Origin of the sequence: Arenibacter catalasegens, from assembly GCF_002909235.1 — a bacterium.
GTDB classification, from domain to species: domain Bacteria; phylum Bacteroidota; class Bacteroidia; order Flavobacteriales; family Flavobacteriaceae; genus Arenibacter; species Arenibacter catalasegens.
Genome location: NZ_PHQQ01000002.1, coordinates 256,947 through 273,722, shown reverse-complemented (window position 1 = coordinate 273,722; position 16,776 = coordinate 256,947). Strand labels below are relative to the sequence as shown.

Here is a 16,776-nt window from a genome sequence, read left to right as displayed (position 1 = left end):
GCAATATCATGGAAGTGATATTGCTTTTTTTATTCTCCCATATTTTACTATTTTTGCCCCTCAAATTATATAACAAACAATCAAACAAATGGAATCAATAATTATTTACTTGCCAATAATTATGGCATTGGTAGGTCTTGCTTTTATGGCGGTAAAAAGGTCTTGGGTATTAAAGCAGAATGCTGGAGATGGAAAAATGAAAGAAATTTCAGATTATATCTATGAAGGGGCCTTGGCTTTTCTTAAGGCAGAATATAAATTATTGACCATCTTCGTTATAGGGGCCAGTATTGCATTGGCTGCAATTTCATTTATAGTACCTACTACACATATTCTTATAGTAGTAGCTTTCATTTTTGGAGCATTCTTTTCTGCACTGGCGGGTAATATGGGAATGAAAATAGCAACAAAAACTAATGTTAGAACAACACAGGCTGCTCGTACCAGTTTGCCACAGGCATTAAAAGTTTCCTTCGGTGGAGGAACTGTCATGGGACTTGGAGTTGCAGGTTTGGCCGTATTGGGTTTAACAACTGCTTTTATACTCTTATTTCACTTCTTTATGAACGGTACATGGACTTCAACAGAAGACATGACGATAGTTCTTGAAACATTGGCAGGTTTTTCTTTAGGGGCAGAATCCATAGCCTTGTTCGCGAGAGTTGGTGGAGGTATTTATACCAAAGCGGCCGATGTAGGGGCGGATTTGGTTGGTAAGGTAGAGGCAGGAATTCCTGAGGATGATCCACGTAACCCAGCTACTATTGCAGATAACGTTGGTGACAATGTTGGGGATGTTGCAGGTATGGGGGCCGATTTATTTGGTTCGTATGTGGCTACCGTATTGGCGGCTATGGTGCTCGGAAATTACGTTATTAAAGACATGGGCGGTGCCATTCAGGATGCCTTTGGTGGAATAGGACCTATTTTATTGCCCATGGCCATTGCTGGCTTTGGAATTATTTTTTCCATTATAGGAACAATGTTGGTTAAAATAAAAAACAACGATGCCAAGGAAAAGGAAGTGCAAGGTGCCTTGAATATTGGCAACTGGGCTTCTATAGCGTTAACCTTGATTGCCTGCTTTGTGTTGGTAAAGTATATGCTGCCAGAAACCATGCAAATGGAGTTTTTTGGTGAAGGGTTAAAGGATATTTCTTCCATAAGGGTGTTTTATGCCACTGTTATTGGTTTGGTTGTAGGTGGGGTTATTTCCTCAGTTACTGAATATTATACAGGATTGGGTACAAAGCCGGTAATGGCCATAGTGCAAAAATCCAGTACTGGTGCCGGAACCAATGTTATTGCCGGTTTAGCAACGGGGATGATTTCTACATTTCCAACTGTTCTAATATTCGCTGCGGCAATTTGGTCTTCCTACGCCTTGGCAGGTTTTTATGGGGTAGCATTAGCAGCTTCAGCAATGATGGCTACTACAGCCATGCAATTGGCTATTGATGCGTTTGGACCTATCTCTGATAATGCCGGTGGTATTGCGGAAATGAGTGAGCAAGATCCTATTGTAAGGGAACGTACAGATATATTGGATTCCGTAGGGAATACCACGGCAGCTACAGGAAAGGGATTTGCAATTGCCTCTGCTGCATTGACTTCATTGGCCTTATTCGCAGCTTATGTAACCTTTACAGGTATCGACGGAATTAACATTTTTAAGGCACCAGTTCTTGCCATGTTGTTTGTAGGAGGCATGATTCCAGTAGTTTTTTCGGCATTGGCCATGAATTCTGTAGGTAAAGCGGCTATGGATATGGTTTACGAAGTGCGTAGACAGTTCAAGGAAATTCCTGGTATTATGGAGGGTACAGGAAAACCTGATTATGCCAAGTGTGTGGATATTTCTACCAAGGCGGCCCTTCGCGAAATGATGTTGCCAGGAATTCTGACCATTGGCTTCCCTATAGCAATTGTTCTTTTAGGTAAATTGGTTTATGGAAGCGACAATCAGATGATTGCTGAAATGTTGGGTGGTTATATGGCAGGGGTTACCGTTTCTGGTGTACTTTGGGCCATATTCCAAAATAACGCCGGTGGTGCTTGGGATAACGCAAAGAAATCTTTTGAAGCTGGTGTTGAAATTAACGGTGAAATGACTTATAAGGGATCGGATGCCCATAAAGCAGCTGTAACAGGGGATACGGTTGGTGATCCATTTAAGGATACCTCAGGTCCTTCGATGAACATTCTTATTAAACTTACCTGTTTAATAGGGTTGGTAATTGCCCCCATATTAGGAGGTCATGCTGAGACAGGATTGACAGAGCAAGATGTACAGATGGAAATGAATGTGAAATCCCCGGAATTGGCTCAAGCCGTTATTACCTATACCACAACAGTAAATGGTGAGACCAAAAAAGAGGAGAAAACGTTTAAAGGAACGGCTGAAGAAGTAAAGGTCCAGCTGGAAGCTTTTGAAAATACTACAGTAAAATCCAATAAGAACGGAAGTAAAGTCGTAATAGAAAAGGTAGAGATTAATAAGTAAGTTGTATAACTTATTTTTTGGTATTATCTTAAAAACCCCGTTGATCGGGGTTTTTACTTTTAGGGTTGTTAATACGTTACGGTAAATGGATTATCATGATTTAAGCACATTGGGTATTGCCTTTGGATTAGGGCTGCTGGTAGGTCTTCAGCGTCAGAAAGCCAATAGTGAAATGGTAGGGGTAAGGACATTTACCCTTATTGCCGTTTTGGGTGTATTGGCGGGATTCTTAAGTAGGGATTATCAAAATCCGTTTATTTTACCGGTTCTCGGTATAGCTGTAACCGGTTTACTGATAGTTGCCAACATAATTAAATTAAAGACATTTACTAATCCGGATATTGGACAGACAACGGAAGTGGCTGCCTTGATGATGTTTGCTATAGGAGCTTATTTGGTGATGGGCGATAGGGTTTTGGGTGTAATAATGGGTACTTCCATGGCAGTGCTACTCTATGTAAAGGAAAGATTGCATGGATTTATAGATAAACTACAGGAAAAGGATCTGGCGGCCATAATGACCTTTGCTGGTATATCATTGGTGGTGCTGCCTATTCTGCCAAATAAAACCTATGGACCATATGAGGTGCTAAATCCTCAAAACATTTGGTTAATGATAACCCTTATTGTAGGGTTGAGCATCTTAGGGTATTTTATTTATAAGTTCGTAGGAAAGAAAGTTGGAATTATTTCAAATGGTGTTTTAGGAGGCTTGATTAGCAGCACGGCAACTACAGTAAGTTATGCCCGTAAAACTAGAGATACTGCATCTATAAGCAAAATGGCAGCCTTTGTAATTACAACTGCTTCGGCAATTGCTTTAGCTAGGGTAATGGTGGAAGTGGGTGTAGTAGTGCCGGAAAAAGTGCCTGAAATGCTACTGCCTTTATTGTTGGAATTTGTGGTTATGGCCGTTGTATGCGTTGGATTGTTTTACAGTATAAATAAAGATTCGGATACTGATAGAATGCCAGAGCCAAATAATCCCGCCCAGTTTAAAAGTGCATTGATCTTTGGATTGCTTTATGGTGCTATTTTATTGGCCGTAGCATTTGCCAAGGAGGAGTTCGGGAACGAGGCTTTGTATCTGGTTGCAATCATTAGCGGGTTAACGGATGTAGATGCCATTACCCTTTCTTTGTCCCAACTTATAAAAACCGAAACATTGAACACATCCACTGGCTGGCGACTTATTCTTATTGCCTCCATGTCCAATTTAGCTTTTAAGGGGGTTGTGGCTAGCGTGTTGGGAAGTAAACAGTTAGGGCGATGGATCGCAATTGCCTTCGGAATTGCTATTACTGCAGGAGTGTTATTAATCTGGTTATGGCCATAGAATTTATATTTTTAAACTATGGGATTATTTAGTAGTCGAGACCCTTTACAGATTATTGTTTTTCAAACATATGGCTCCAATACGCATTTGTATGTTAAGGGACGTGCCTTGGAAGACGAAAATATTGACCTTACCAAGAAGAATTTTATCCACCTTTTAATTAATTCCTGGAAACGCTTTGAGACAGATGTAATAGGAAACTGTACTCTAGAAATAAAGCTTCCCAATGGTGCTTTAAATGAGTTTGAAACGGATAAGGAAGGTTATTTTCTGCTGGCCCTGGATAAAACCGATTTGCAATCCATGTGCAATAAGGAAGGGTGGTTGGCATTTGAGGTTTCATATGCCGATAGATCCCTAAAGAGAAATATTCAGCTTGAAAACCGATTTCCTGGGGAAATGTTGATTCCTTCTAAGGATGCCGATTTTGGGGTTATCAGTGATATTGATGATACCATTCTGCAAACCGGTATGGTGTCCTTATTAAAATGGCGTGTTTTGTACAATACTTTCTTAAAAACCCCGGAAAGAAGGATTCCCCTAGCTGGGGCGCCGGAATTTTATCATTTGTTGCATAGAGGGGATTCTGGAGATAAGGCGAACCCTATTTTTTATGTAAGTAACAGTCCTTGGAATCTATATCTATATCTAGAGTTTTTTTTAAAGAATAACAATTTTCCAAAAGGCCCCATTTTATTGAGGAGCTTAAGCTCATTTTTTAAAAGAAAAAAGTTAAAGGGCCCCGATGATCGACCACATAAAATCAACGAAATTTTAAATATCCTTAAAACTTATCCCAGACTTTCTTTTGTACTTATTGGAGATGGTGGCGAGAAAGATGCAGATATCTATTTGGAAATTGCCCAAAGGTTTCCAAATAGGATCAAGGCCATTTATTTACGTAGTGTTAAGCATAAGAAAAAAATGTTACGGGTAGTTGGTTTGTTTCAGGACAACAAAGCCATACCCGTACTATTGGTAGAGGATAGTGATCAGGCTATAAAACATGCCAAAGAACAGGGACTGATCATTAAAAAGTAAATCTTTTCCTTGTTGTATAAAACTCGTTTCAGTAAACCAGGGTATTTTAATCTCTAATAAAGTCTTAAGATTTAAAACAGGCCGTTGATCTCGGCGTCAATTTTATTGATCACCAAACCTAAATCTTCGGGCTCGTCAACAAAATTAAGTTTATCTACATCAATGACCAAGAGATTGCCTTTTCCATAACTTTCGGCCCAAGCCTCATAGCGCTCGTTCAATCTACTTAAATATTCAATGGAAATACTATTTTCATATTCTCGTCCCCTTTTATGAATTTGATTTACCAAATTGGGAATGGAACTTCTTAAATAAATCAGTAGGTCTGGGGGTTGCACCAATGTTTCCATCAATTCAAAAAGACTGGTATAGTTGTTAAAATCCCTGTTCGTCATTAACCCCATGGCGTGGAGGTTTGGCGCAAAAATATGTGCATCCTCATAAATGGTACGATCCTGTATGGTGTCTTTACCGCCTTTTCTAATCTGTATTATTTGTCTATATCTGTTATTTAAAAAGTAAATCTGGAGATTAAAGCTCCATCTCTCCATTTGATTGTAAAAATCGTCCAGATAAGGATTGTCAACTACATCTTCAAATTGGGCTTCCCATTGGTAGTGTTTCGATAATAGTTTGGTCAAGGTGGTTTTGCCAGCCCCAATATTTCCTGCAACGGCGATATGCATAGGTTTTGTAATTATGGTTAGTGTTGTGCTCACTTATAATTAAGTGGTACAATATACGAGATATCGTGTGTATGTTAAAATCTTTGATAGATTATCCGATAAAAAACTTATACGGAGGGATAATTGTTTTTTTTATTGGTTTTCTGATTAAACCATAACCTATAATTGTAGTCTTAAGGTTGACTTAAAATGTAAAATAATGAAAAATTTCTATTTTTTCTCTTTGATGCTAGTTGCATCGCAAATTGGAATTTATGCCCAGGACTTTCAGGGCGAAGCAACTTATTTTAGTAAGACCACGGTAAATATGGATTTTGACGGTCGGCAAATACCCGAAGATCGCAAGAAGGAAATAATGCAAAGGATTAAGGCAGCCAACGAACGGACCTATATTTTAACCTTTGACAAATCCGCCTCTATTTATAAGGAAGAAGAAAGATTGGAGCAACCAGGCAATGAAAGAGGTGGTGGTCGATTTGGAATGATGGGCGGAGCCGGTGGCGATTATTACAAGGATGTGAAAGAAGGTAGGTATTTAGTTAAAAATGACCTTTTTGGAAAGATTTTTTTGGTTGATGATGAATTGCCAAAATTGGAGTGGAAACTTGGAGGAGAGTCAAAACAGATTGGTAATTATACCGCCTTTAAGGCTACGGCCACCAAAACTATAAAAAGACCCAATATACGGGCAATTTTTAGTAGGGGTAGGGATAATAATGAAAACAAAGAAGAAGAATTCACAGAAAAGGAAATCGAGATAATTGCTTGGTATACGCCAGATGTTCCAGTAAATCAAGGCCCAGGGGAGTACTGGGGGCTTCCTGGTATTATTTTGGAAGTAAAGGATGATATTACAGTTATACTGTGTACAAAATTAGTGCTCAATCCAACGGAGAAGAAAGAGATAAAGGCACCCAGTAAGGGAAAAACGGTTACCCAAGAGGAATATGATGAAATTTCCAAGGAAAAGATGGCAGAAATGAGGCAGAATTTCCGTCGTGGTGGTGGTGGAGGTAACAGAGGCGGAGGGGGAAGGCCTTAATAATCCCTGGTACTTATTTTCATAATTAATCATTTTTATTTTACTCTTTAGAGATGTATAAAAAGAATTTATATTCGTTACTGGCTGCCTTTTGCATTTTTTCAACGGCTTTTTCACAGGAAATTACCCTTACGGGAATAGTTAAGGATTCTACAGGAGTAGGAATCGATATGGCAAATGTTATCGCCATAAATACGGAAACAAAGGCATTGGAATCGTACGGCATCACAAATCATAGTGGGTTGTATAAGCTAAACTTAAAATCGGGCGCCAATTTTAACGTTCGTATTAGTTATTTAGGTTTTAAAACGGAGGATTTTTCCTTTACGGCACCTACCAACGATGCTAATAAAGATATTGTTCTATATGAACAAACCAACCAACTGGATGAGGTTGAGGTAACTTATGAGATGCCTATTTCTGTCCGGGGCGATACTATAGTTTATGATACGGATTCTTTTGTAACAGGTACCGAAAAGAAGTTAAAGGATGTATTGGCCAATTTACCTGGTGTGGAAATTAATGACGACGGGCAAATAGAGGTGGAGGGTAAAAGGGTTACCAAAGTAATGGTAGAGGGCAAGGATTTTTTTGACGGGGATTCCAAGTTGGCCGCAGACAATATTCCAGCCAATGCCCTTGATAAAATAGAGGTGCTAAGAAATTTTAATGAAGTAACCCAGATGAAGGGGCTAACCAATGATACGGACAATGTGGCCCTGAATATAAAACTCAAGAAAGGGAAAAAGAATTTTTGGTTTGGTGAAATAACTGCAGGGTATGGTACCAACGATAGTTATTTGGCCCATCCAAAACTATTTTATTACAGTCCTGATTATAGTATAAACATAATTACCGATCTTAATAATATAGGTGAAGCACCTTTTAATAGGAGGGATTACCAAAGCTTTACAGGTGGATTTAGAAACTTAGGTAGTACAAGTGGAAGTTCAATAGATATTGGAGGCGATGGATTGGGGCTTTCCAGTCTTCAAAACAATAGGGCCAAGAATATAAACACGAAGTTTGCTGCGGTCAACTTTAGTTACTCCCCCATAGAAAATTGGGATTTAAGTGGTTTTGGTGTTTATTCCTATACAGGGACCTTGATGGAAAACCAAACTCGACGAGTTTATATATCCTCCAACGAGACGGAGGATGCCACCACGGCAACAGATCAAACCGCACATTTGGGTTTGGCCAAATTTAGTTCCGTTTATAAACCCAATGAAAGATTGCAAATTGATTACGATGTACTTTTAAAGAAATCGGACGACTATGAATTGCAGAATGTGCTTTCCATTTCCAATATTACGGATGAAATTACGGAAACCAAGAAGCAGAAACCAATTTCTATAAGTCAAAATGCCAATATTTACTATACCTCCCTAAACACAAAAAATATTATTGCCTTTGAGGCCCAACATGTCTATCAGGATGAAGATCCTTTTTATAATGCCATTAGGGATAATTTTGCGTTTACGGACATATTTCCAGTAGATGAAGGTCAGAATATCTACAACCTAAACCAAGGTAAAAATACAATAACCAACAAGGTGGATGCCAAGGTGGACTATTATTTGGTTACAGGTATGAAAAGTAATTTACAATTTACCTTGGGCACCACTCAGAGTCGTCAAAATTTTAATTCAAATATTTTTCAAATATTGGATGGGGGAGAAGCATTGGATTTTACGGAAACCGAATTTAACAATGATGTTACCTATTCCATTTCGGATTTGTATTTAGGTTTTCATTACAAGGTAATTGCGGGAATTTTTACTTTTAATCCAGGCGCTACATTGCATCAATACGGGGCTAACAATACCCAGTTGGGAACAACGGTAAAGGATAATCTAACCGCGCTGCTGCCTGACCTATATATTAACGCACAACTAAAAAAATCGGAAAACATTCGATTTAATTATAGGGTTTCAAGATCTTTTACTGATGTCAATAATTTTGCCGAAGCCTATGTCCTTAATAACTACAATTCGGTTTATTCTGGTAATAGGGACCTGGAAAGCGCTTTGAACCATAACTTATCTTTGAACTTTTTTAGTTTCAATATGTTTAATTTTACCAACATATTTGCCAATGTTACGTATACGAAACGAATAGATGCGCTTAAAAGTGCTTCGGAAATTATAGGTATTAATAGGATTGGCACTACCATAAACTCAAACTTGGAAGATGAATCCTTAAGTGCCAATAGCAGGTATCAACGTACTTTTGGAAAAATAAAGGCATCTGTAGGGGCCAATGTATCCTGGTCCGCCACAAATAACATCATAGATTTGCAACCAAGAAAATCGGAATCGTTTACTCAAAATTATACCTCTTCACTGGCTACCAATTTTAAGGATGCCCCCAATCTAGAGGTGGGGTATGGATATTCGGTAAATAATTATGATAATGGTGGACTTGCTACTACCTATTACACAAGCAGGCCCTTCGCCAGATTGGATGCCTCCTTTTTAAAAAGCTTTATTTTTAACTTGGATTATGATTATTATAAGTACAATGACAAGGAAAATACCATAGATAACACCTATAGTTTTTTGGAGGGCAATTTAACCTATCAGAAAAAAGACAGTCACTGGGAATTTGGAATTAAAGGCACTAACCTTTTGGATACAGCAACGTTGAACAGGGATAGCACCAATGAGTTGTATTTTACTACTTCTTCTTACTTTATTCAACCGCGTTATGTCTTGTTCACGGTAAAGTATGATTTATAGGATAGAACAAGGTAAATTTTAAAATAGTTGTTAAACATTTTTAGATACGTCAAGAATTCTTGTACTTTTGTACCCTAATATATCGAGGAAGGATTTGACTGATTGCAACCTCAAGTGCTGAAATAGGTTCGGCATAACAAAATGCTAAAGCAGTTTCTGTTGTTTATGTCTATTAAAGACTGTAACATCCACTCTTCTTTAACATGCTTCGTCAAATTCTTATTAATTTTATTTAGAAAGGATTTATGGCATATTTATTTACTTCGGAATCGGTTAGTGAAGGGCATCCAGATAAGATAGCGGATCAAATTAGTGATGCATTATTGGATAATTTTTTAGCTTTTGACTCGGAAAGTAAGGTGGCTTGTGAAACTTTGGTGACCACTGGTCAAGTGGTTTTGGCCGGGGAGGTTAAAAGTCACACCTATCTTGATGTTCAGCAAATTGCAAGGGATGTCATTAATAAGATTGGTTATACGAATGGCGATTATAAGTTTAGTGGAGATTCTTGTGGCGTAATTTCATTGATCCATGAGCAGTCCAAAGATATAAGCCAGGGAGTAGATCGTGGTTCTAAAGAGGAACAAGGTGCAGGAGATCAAGGTATGATGTTCGGCTATGCCACTAAGGAAACGGACAATTATATGCCCTTGGCCTTGGATATATCACATAAGATATTACAGGTTTTGGCCGATTTGAGAAGGGTTGGGGATAGTATAACCTATCTAAGGCCGGATGCAAAGGCACAGGTAACTATTGAATATTCCGATGATAATGTGCCGCAACGTATAGACACTATTGTAGTCTCTACCCAACATGATGAGTTTGATAAGGACGATGAACTGATGTTGGCCAAAATTAAAAAGGATATTATCTCAATTCTAATTCCAAGAGTAAGAGAACAATTACCGGAGAATATACAGAAACTTTTTAACGACACTATAAAATATCATATCAATCCAACAGGGAAATTTGTAATTGGTGGGCCCCATGGTGATACTGGTTTAACTGGAAGAAAGATCATTGTGGATACCTATGGAGGCAAAGGTGCCCATGGCGGAGGTGCCTTTAGTGGAAAGGACCCCAGTAAAGTGGATCGCAGTGCTGCATACGCGGCAAGGCATGCCGCCAAGAATCTTGTAGCTGCCGGTGTTGCTGATGAAATGTTGGTTCAGGTAAGTTACGCCATTGGCGTAGTAGAGCCAACCTCAATATTTGTGGATACCTATGGGACGTCTAAAGTTGGTTTGAGTGATGGTGAGATTGCTAAAAAAGTCGCACAATTGTTCGACATGCGCCCGTTTGCCATTGAGGAACGATTGAAACTTAGAAATCCAATTTATTTGGAAACAGCAGCTTATGGGCACATGGGCAAGGAGCCTAAATTTGTTGTAAAGGTTTTCGAATCGCCTTATAATGGGCGTATAGAAAAAGAAGTGGAATTATTTACTTGGGAGAAATTGGATGCCGTTGATTTGGTGAAACAAGCCTTCAATTTATAATTTTTTTAAAAAGATTAGGAGAAAAGAATTTTCCATACCTATATTTGCACACCTAAAGTTCAAACACTTATTGAATTGTTATCAAGAAAGGTGGAGGGAATAGACCCTTTGAAGCCTTAGCAACCCTTTAGTCATTTATTAAAGAAGGTGCTAAATTCTACCTAAATGCTGCTCCAGAATTAATTGGAGATTTTTGCAGTGTCCATGGCAGATAACACTAACGGTTACTTCTGTAATTGACTTTCTTTTTAACTTTTTGATTTTACAATATTGCATTGTCCGCATTATTTGTTTTGGCTTTTTATTTTAGCTATTTTAATAATATAAAAAAACAAGAAATCATGAGTACTCAAAAATTTTCAACAAATGCATTGCATGCTGGACATGACACAAAATTAACAGCTGGAACCAGGGCTGTACCCATTTATCAAAATACCGCCTATGTATTTAACAATTCTGATCATGCGGCAAATCTTTTTAATTTGTCAGAACCTGGATTTATCTACACCAGACTTAACAACCCAACCAATGATATTCTAGAGCAGCGCTTGGCGGCTTTGGAAGGTGGACTTGCAAGTGTAGTTACCGCGTCAGGTACAGCTGCTATTTCAACAGCATTATTGGTTTTATTGAAAACAGGTGACCATATTGTGGCTTCTAGTAGTCTTTATGGAGGTACTTATAATTTATTGGCAGTAACCTTGCCTAGATTTGGTATAACGACCACTTTTGTAGAGCCTGGGGACGAAGAGAATTTTACTAACGCCATTCAGGAAAATACAAAGACAATTTTTGTGGAATCTTTAGGGAATCCAAAATTGGATGTATTGGACCTGAAAGCGATATCTGAAGTAGCTAAAAAGGCAAAAATACCTTTTATTGTAGATAATACAGTGGCCACTAGTGCTTTGGTGAAACCTATTGAACACGGAGCAAACATTGTTATACATTCACTTACAAAATATATAAACGGAAATGGCACCTCTATGGGTGGTGTTATTGTTGATGCAGGTACCTTTGATTGGAGTAGTGGAAAATTTCCAGAATTCACAGAGCCATCTGCAGGATATCACGGATTGGTTTATCACGATGTTTTAGGGGCCGCTGCCTTTATTGCAAAGGTTAGAATAGAAGGCTTAAGAGACCTTGGCGCCGCTTTGAGTCCGTTTAATGCCTTTCAGATTATTCAAGGATTGGAGACTTTAGAACTGCGTATCAAGAAACATAGTGAAAATGCATTGGAATTGGCGAAATGGTTGCAGGATAGGAACGAAGTGGCATGGGTGAACTATCCAGGTCTGCCAACCAGTCCTTATTATTCGTTGGCCAAAAAATACCTTCCAAACGGACAAAGTGGTATTGTGACCTTTGGAGTTAAGGGAGGGTTTGAGTCGGCGAAAAAGGTTGTTGACGAAACCAAATTATTCTCTTTATTGGCCAATATAGGGGATACTAAATCTTTAATTATCCACCCAGCCAGTACTACCCACCAACAATTGGATGACAATGCCCAACAAACAACAGGAGTTACAAAAGATCTGATACGTCTTTGTGTAGGTTTGGAGGATATTGAAGATATAAAGGCAGATTTGGTGCAAGCCTTTTCGGTCATTGATAAATCGGTTTTGGCGTAAAAATGATTTTATTTTTTTATGGTCATTGATTAAGTAATATGGGAGTGCAGAATTTAATATCTCAAGGCACTCCCATATCATTTAAAAAGCAATGCAGTGTTCTTTCAGGAATAATTACTTGTACAAATAACTTATGCTACATCATATTTCAATAAACAAATACATTACTTATAGCGGCAAAACATTGGACATTAACTTGTCTTACGAAGTCTTTGGCCTTCCCTTGCATTCCGCACCAATTATACTGGTAAACCACGCCCTAACAGGTAACTCTGATGTGGCTGGAGAAAATGGTTGGTGGACGACATTGGTCGGGGATGGTAAATGTATAGATACTAAGAAATACACTATTCTTTCCTTTAATATTCCAGGGAATGGGTATGATGGATTTGTTATAGAAAATTATAAGGATTTTGTAGCGAAGGACATTGCCAAAATTTTTCTTTTGGGATTGGAGGCTTTAAAAACAAGTAAGCTTTATGCCCTGATAGGCGGTTCTTTAGGGGGGGGTATAGCTTGGGAGATGGCAGCTTTAGATCCTCATTTAACGGAACATCTTATTCCAGTAGCGTCCGATTGGAAGTCTACGGACTGGCTAATTGCCAATTGCCAGATACAGGAACAGTTTTTAGTGAATTCCAAACAGCCGGTGCATGATGCGCGTATGCATGCAATGCTGTGTTATAGGACACCTGAATCTTTTAATGACCGCTTTAAAAGAAGTACCAATGAGGAGTTGAAAGTCTTCAATGTGGAGAGTTGGTTAACACACCATGGTAAGAAGCTACAAGAGCGTTTTCAATTGTCTGCCTATAAATTAATGAATCAATTGTTAAAGACCATTGATATCAATAGGGAAGGGGAGGAAGCCTTTATTAATCTTCAAAATAGCGATACCAATATCCATATCATTGGAGTAGATTCAGATCTTTTTTTTACGGCCCAAGAAAATAAGGATACCTTTAAAAAATTGGCCCAAGCCAATAGTAATGTAACCTATGGTGAAATTCATTCCCTTCACGGGCACGATGCCTTTTTGATCGAGTTCAATCAAATGGAGGAGTTGTTAAAGGGCATTTTCGACCGAAACGGCAGGTCTAAAAAGGTGAAGGTGCTAAAGTTCGGCGGCAAGTCTTTGGCTAATGGAGAAGGACTGGATAGTGTTTTGCGGATTGTTACCGATAAGGTGGCGAATGGTGAAAATATAGCGGTAGTGGTCTCCGCTAGGAATAAGGCTACTGATGAATTGGAAGCCATGTTGAACAAGGCCGCCAAGGGGTTGGATTATGCAGAGGATTTTGAGCTATTTGAGAAATATCAACAGCATGCCTATGGCAATGTCAATCTCTCAGAGGAATTTAAGGGATTGGTAAAATTGTTTGAAGGGGTAGCTCTGTTAGGGGATTATAGTCCTAAAATAAAGGATCAGGTATTGGCATATGGAGAATTGCTCTCGGCAAAATTGGTAACAAAATTACTTATAGGGAAAGGGGTCAATGCCAAATTTATGGACTCCAGACAGCTTATTAAAACAGATTCCAATTTTGGTGATGCAAAAGTTCTGGAGACTTTGTCCAAAGAAAATGTAAAAAGGGAGTTCGGTAAATTGGAACTTGATGCCGTAATGGTGACTACTGGTTTCATTGCCTCCAATGAACTTAACGAAACAACTACATTGGGTAGAAATGGGAGTAATTACTCGGCCGCTTTATTGGCCAATTACTTAAATGCAGAGGAGCTGCAGAACTATACTCATGTAGACGGCATTTTTACGGCTAATCCAGATTTGGTGGCAGAGGCAAAAAGAATTTCAGAACTTTCCTACAGTGAAGCCAATGAATTGGCGAATTTTGGCACCAACATCCTGCATGCGAAGACAATTATTCCATTAATAGAAAAGAATATTCCACTTCGGATCCTAAATACCTTTAACAACGATAATGAAGGTACTTTAATAAGTGCCAAGACCAGTAAGGAAGGTATAAAGTCATTGTCCGTAATAGAGAATATGGCCTTGATTAATTTGGAAGGCCGAGGTCTATTGGGCAAGGTTGGGGTAGATGCCCGTATCTTTAGAACAATGGGCAATAATAATATTAGTGTAAGTATTATTTCTCAGGGATCCTCTGAAAGGGGTATTGGTTTAGTGGTGGACGCTAAAAATGCCAACTTGGCCAAAACTTCTTTGGAAGAGGAATTTCAAACCGATTTTAAGCTACAGGATATCAATAATATTACCGTGGTTGATCAGGTCTCCGTTATTTCTATTGTAGGTCAGGATTTGAGCACTTTTCATAAGCCTTTTAATGCCCTTATTAAGAATCAGGTAGTTCCATTGTTGTTTAACAATACCATTTCGGGCAAGAATGTAAGTTTAGTGGTTAAGAAATCGGATCTGCACAAGGCCCTTAACGTGGTCCATGGTCAAATTTTTGGCATAAGTAAAAAAGTAAATTTGGCCATATTTGGCCATGGAAATGTAGGTGGTACCCTCATTGATCAAGTGCTTAAGTCTAACAAGACTATCGAAAAAAGAAAAGGGATTAACATCAACGTTTTTGCGGTTGCGAATTCTAAGAAGGTTTTGTTGAATAAAAATGGGATCTCTAAAAACTGGAGAACTTCCATGAAAACCAAGGCAGTGCCTTATAATTTAAACGATATATTCAAGTTTGCAAAGGACAATCATTTAGAGAACCTTATTGCGGTAGACAATACGGCCAACGAGGACTTCGTAGCTTCGTATTTTGATTTTGTGGACAATGGTTTTGATTTGGTGTCGTCCAATAAGATTGCGAATACCTTGCGTTTCGATTATTATCAGTTGCTCAGGGAAGAACTTGCTAAGAATCAAAAGCAATATTTGTATGAGACCAATGTTGGTGCTGGATTACCATTGATAGATACAATCAGGTTGTTGCATCTCTCAGGTGAGAATATTACAAGAATTAAAGGAGTGTTCTCTGGGTCTTTGAGTTATATTTTTAATACTTTTTCGGAAAAGGATGCCCTGTTCTCTACAATTTTAAAAGAAGCTATGGAACTGGGATACACAGAACCAGATCCTCGGGAGGACCTATCCGGTAATGACGTGGGAAGGAAATTATTGATTTTGGCCAGGGAATTGGACCTTAGCAATGAGTTTTCAGATATTCAAATTGAAAATTTAATTCCTGAGTCACTTCAAGGTGGCGAAGTAAAAAGCTTTCTGGAGCAATTGGATATTTTGGATGAAAAATTTAGTAGGATAAAGAAAGCACAAAAACCAAATCACGTCTTGCGTTATGTGGGCGATCTATCAGGCGACCTGCAGAAGGAAAAGGGAAAATTGGAAGTTAAATTAGTGTCTGTTCCCAAAGAGAGTGCGCTTGGACAAATAAAAGGGTCCGATTCCATTATTGAAATTTATACAGAATCGTATGGGGAACATCCATTGGTTATTCAGGGAGCGGGTGCAGGTGCGGCAGTTACAGCCAGAGGTGTTTTTGGCGATATTTTACGAATAGCAGAAAAGGGCTAGGTATTTGTGGCTTCGACTCCGCTCAGCCGTTGAGGAATGCCGGAGATTGAGCGTAGTCGAAATCGGGTCTGATTTTAGAATGAAAGAATTTGGATGTGGCTTCGACTCCGCTCAGCCACCGGGGATAGTCGGAGATTGAGCGTAGTCGAAATCGAAATTTGCTTATTTGAGATAGAATAGTTTTAATTTTTTAAAGGTGAATGGTTTCCTGTACATATTGGAATGCTCAGATGGAAGTTATTATTGTGGTAGTACGGTGGATTTGGACAAGAGGTTAAAGGAACACAATGATGGAAAGGGGGCTAACCATACAAAAAAGAGGCTTCCTGTTAAGTTGATGTATGTAGAGGAGTATGATAGGATTGATAAGGCATTTTATCGTGAAAAGCAAATTCAAGGTTGGAGTCGAAATAAAAAGGAGGTGTTGATAAATGGGGATTTAGCTAAATTAAATGGCCTTGCTGAATGTAAAAATGAGTCCCACTTTAAACATTATATAGAGGAGAAGTTTAAACCATAATCGATTGGTGGCTTCGACTCCGCTCAGCCGCTGAGGAATGCCGGAGATTGAGCGTAGTCGAAATCGGGTCTGATTTTAGAATGAAAGAATTTGGATGTGGCTTCGACTCCGCTCAGCCGTTGAGGAATGCCGGAGATTGAGCGTAGTCGAAATCGAATCAGGTTGTGGGCCTACATTATGAATATCCCTACCAACAGGTCCAGCTAGAAAAATTGACCGGGATTACAGTTGGCATAAAAATGAAATAAATG

At 38.8% G+C, this 16,776-nt stretch carries 10 protein-coding genes and 1 riboswitch; of the genes, 9 read left to right on the top strand and 1 reads right to left on the bottom strand.

Annotation, left to right across the window (positions count from 1 at the left end; all coding sequences use genetic code 11):
* The first annotated feature begins 88 nt into the window (after window positions 1-88).
* From CWD90_RS03065 to CWD90_RS03055, 3 genes are all read left to right on the top strand, one after another.
* The gene (locus CWD90_RS03065; protein ID WP_103474451.1) at window positions 89-2,503 is read left to right on the top strand and encodes a sodium-translocating pyrophosphatase; all 2,415 of its coding nucleotides are present in this window, start codon (window positions 89-91) and stop codon (window positions 2,501-2,503) included.
* An 85-nt stretch (window positions 2,504-2,588) separates the two neighbouring features.
* Window positions 2,589-3,839, top strand: coding sequence for an MgtC/SapB family protein (locus tag CWD90_RS03060; RefSeq protein WP_103474450.1), 1,251 nt, complete (start codon window positions 2,589-2,591; stop codon window positions 3,837-3,839).
* Between the two features lie 18 nt (window positions 3,840-3,857).
* Window positions 3,858-4,880, top strand: a complete 1,023-nt coding sequence (locus CWD90_RS03055) for an App1 family protein (protein ID WP_103474449.1) — start codon at window positions 3,858-3,860, stop codon at window positions 4,878-4,880.
* Between the two features lie 71 nt (window positions 4,881-4,951).
* Here CWD90_RS03055 and CWD90_RS03050 read toward each other — a convergent pair whose 3' ends face one another.
* Window positions 4,952-5,566 (bottom strand): deoxynucleoside kinase, encoded by a 615-nt coding sequence (locus CWD90_RS03050; RefSeq protein ID WP_103474448.1) that lies wholly within the window; start codon window positions 5,564-5,566, stop codon window positions 4,952-4,954.
* A 199-nt stretch (window positions 5,567-5,765) separates the two neighbouring features.
* Between CWD90_RS03050 and CWD90_RS03045 the strand changes: the two genes are divergently transcribed.
* The 6 genes from CWD90_RS03045 to CWD90_RS03020 all read left to right on the top strand — a co-directional run bounded on the left by CWD90_RS03045 (window position 5,766) and on the right by CWD90_RS03020 (window position 16,525).
* A complete protein-coding gene (locus tag CWD90_RS03045; protein WP_103474447.1) occupies window positions 5,766-6,608 on the top strand; it encodes a GLPGLI family protein in 843 nt (280 codons plus the stop codon).
* A gap of 53 nt (window positions 6,609-6,661) precedes the next feature.
* Window positions 6,662-9,349: a TonB-dependent receptor gene (locus CWD90_RS03040; RefSeq protein WP_103474446.1), complete on the top strand. Its 2,688-nt coding sequence runs from the start codon at window positions 6,662-6,664 to the stop codon at window positions 9,347-9,349.
* Window positions 9,350-9,594: 245 nt separating this feature from the next.
* A complete protein-coding gene (metK, locus tag CWD90_RS03035) occupies window positions 9,595-10,851 on the top strand; it encodes a methionine adenosyltransferase (RefSeq protein WP_103474445.1) in 1,257 nt (418 codons plus the stop codon).
* A gap of 75 nt (window positions 10,852-10,926) precedes the next feature.
* A riboswitch (SAM riboswitch) is annotated at window positions 10,927-11,037 on the top strand.
* 155 nt (window positions 11,038-11,192) lie between these two features.
* Window positions 11,193-12,485, top strand: a complete 1,293-nt coding sequence (locus CWD90_RS03030; RefSeq protein WP_103474582.1) for an O-acetylhomoserine aminocarboxypropyltransferase/cysteine synthase family protein — start codon at window positions 11,193-11,195, stop codon at window positions 12,483-12,485.
* 133 nt (window positions 12,486-12,618) lie between these two features.
* Window positions 12,619-16,005: a bifunctional aspartate kinase/homoserine dehydrogenase I gene (gene thrA, locus CWD90_RS03025; protein WP_103474444.1), complete on the top strand. Its 3,387-nt coding sequence runs from the start codon at window positions 12,619-12,621 to the stop codon at window positions 16,003-16,005.
* A gap of 196 nt (window positions 16,006-16,201) precedes the next feature.
* Entirely contained in the window at window positions 16,202-16,525 is a 324-nt protein-coding gene (locus CWD90_RS03020; protein ID WP_103474443.1) for a GIY-YIG nuclease family protein, read from the top strand.
* Window positions 16,526-16,776 lie beyond the last annotated feature (251 nt).

Bases quoted from the DNA above. Each gene is read 5' to 3' on its own strand.
- CWD90_RS03030 (WP_103474582.1), top strand. From the start codon at position 11,193: ATGAGTACTCAAAAATTTTCAACAAATGCATTGCATGCTGGACATGAC.
- CWD90_RS03065 (WP_103474451.1), top strand. From the start codon at position 89: ATGGAATCAATAATTATTTACTTGCCAATAATTATGGCATTGGTAGGT.
- metK (WP_103474445.1), top strand. From the start codon at position 9,595: ATGGCATATTTATTTACTTCGGAATCGGTTAGTGAAGGGCATCCAGAT.
- CWD90_RS03055 (WP_103474449.1), top strand. From the start codon at position 3,858: ATGGGATTATTTAGTAGTCGAGACCCTTTACAGATTATTGTTTTTCAA.
- CWD90_RS03050 (WP_103474448.1), bottom strand. From the start codon at position 5,566: ATGCATATCGCCGTTGCAGGAAATATTGGGGCTGGCAAAACCACCTTG.
- thrA (WP_103474444.1), top strand. From the start codon at position 12,619: ATGCTACATCATATTTCAATAAACAAATACATTACTTATAGCGGCAAA.
- CWD90_RS03040 (WP_103474446.1), top strand. From the start codon at position 6,662: ATGTATAAAAAGAATTTATATTCGTTACTGGCTGCCTTTTGCATTTTT.
- CWD90_RS03045 (WP_103474447.1), top strand. From the start codon at position 5,766: ATGAAAAATTTCTATTTTTTCTCTTTGATGCTAGTTGCATCGCAAATT.
- CWD90_RS03060 (WP_103474450.1), top strand. From the start codon at position 2,589: ATGGATTATCATGATTTAAGCACATTGGGTATTGCCTTTGGATTAGGG.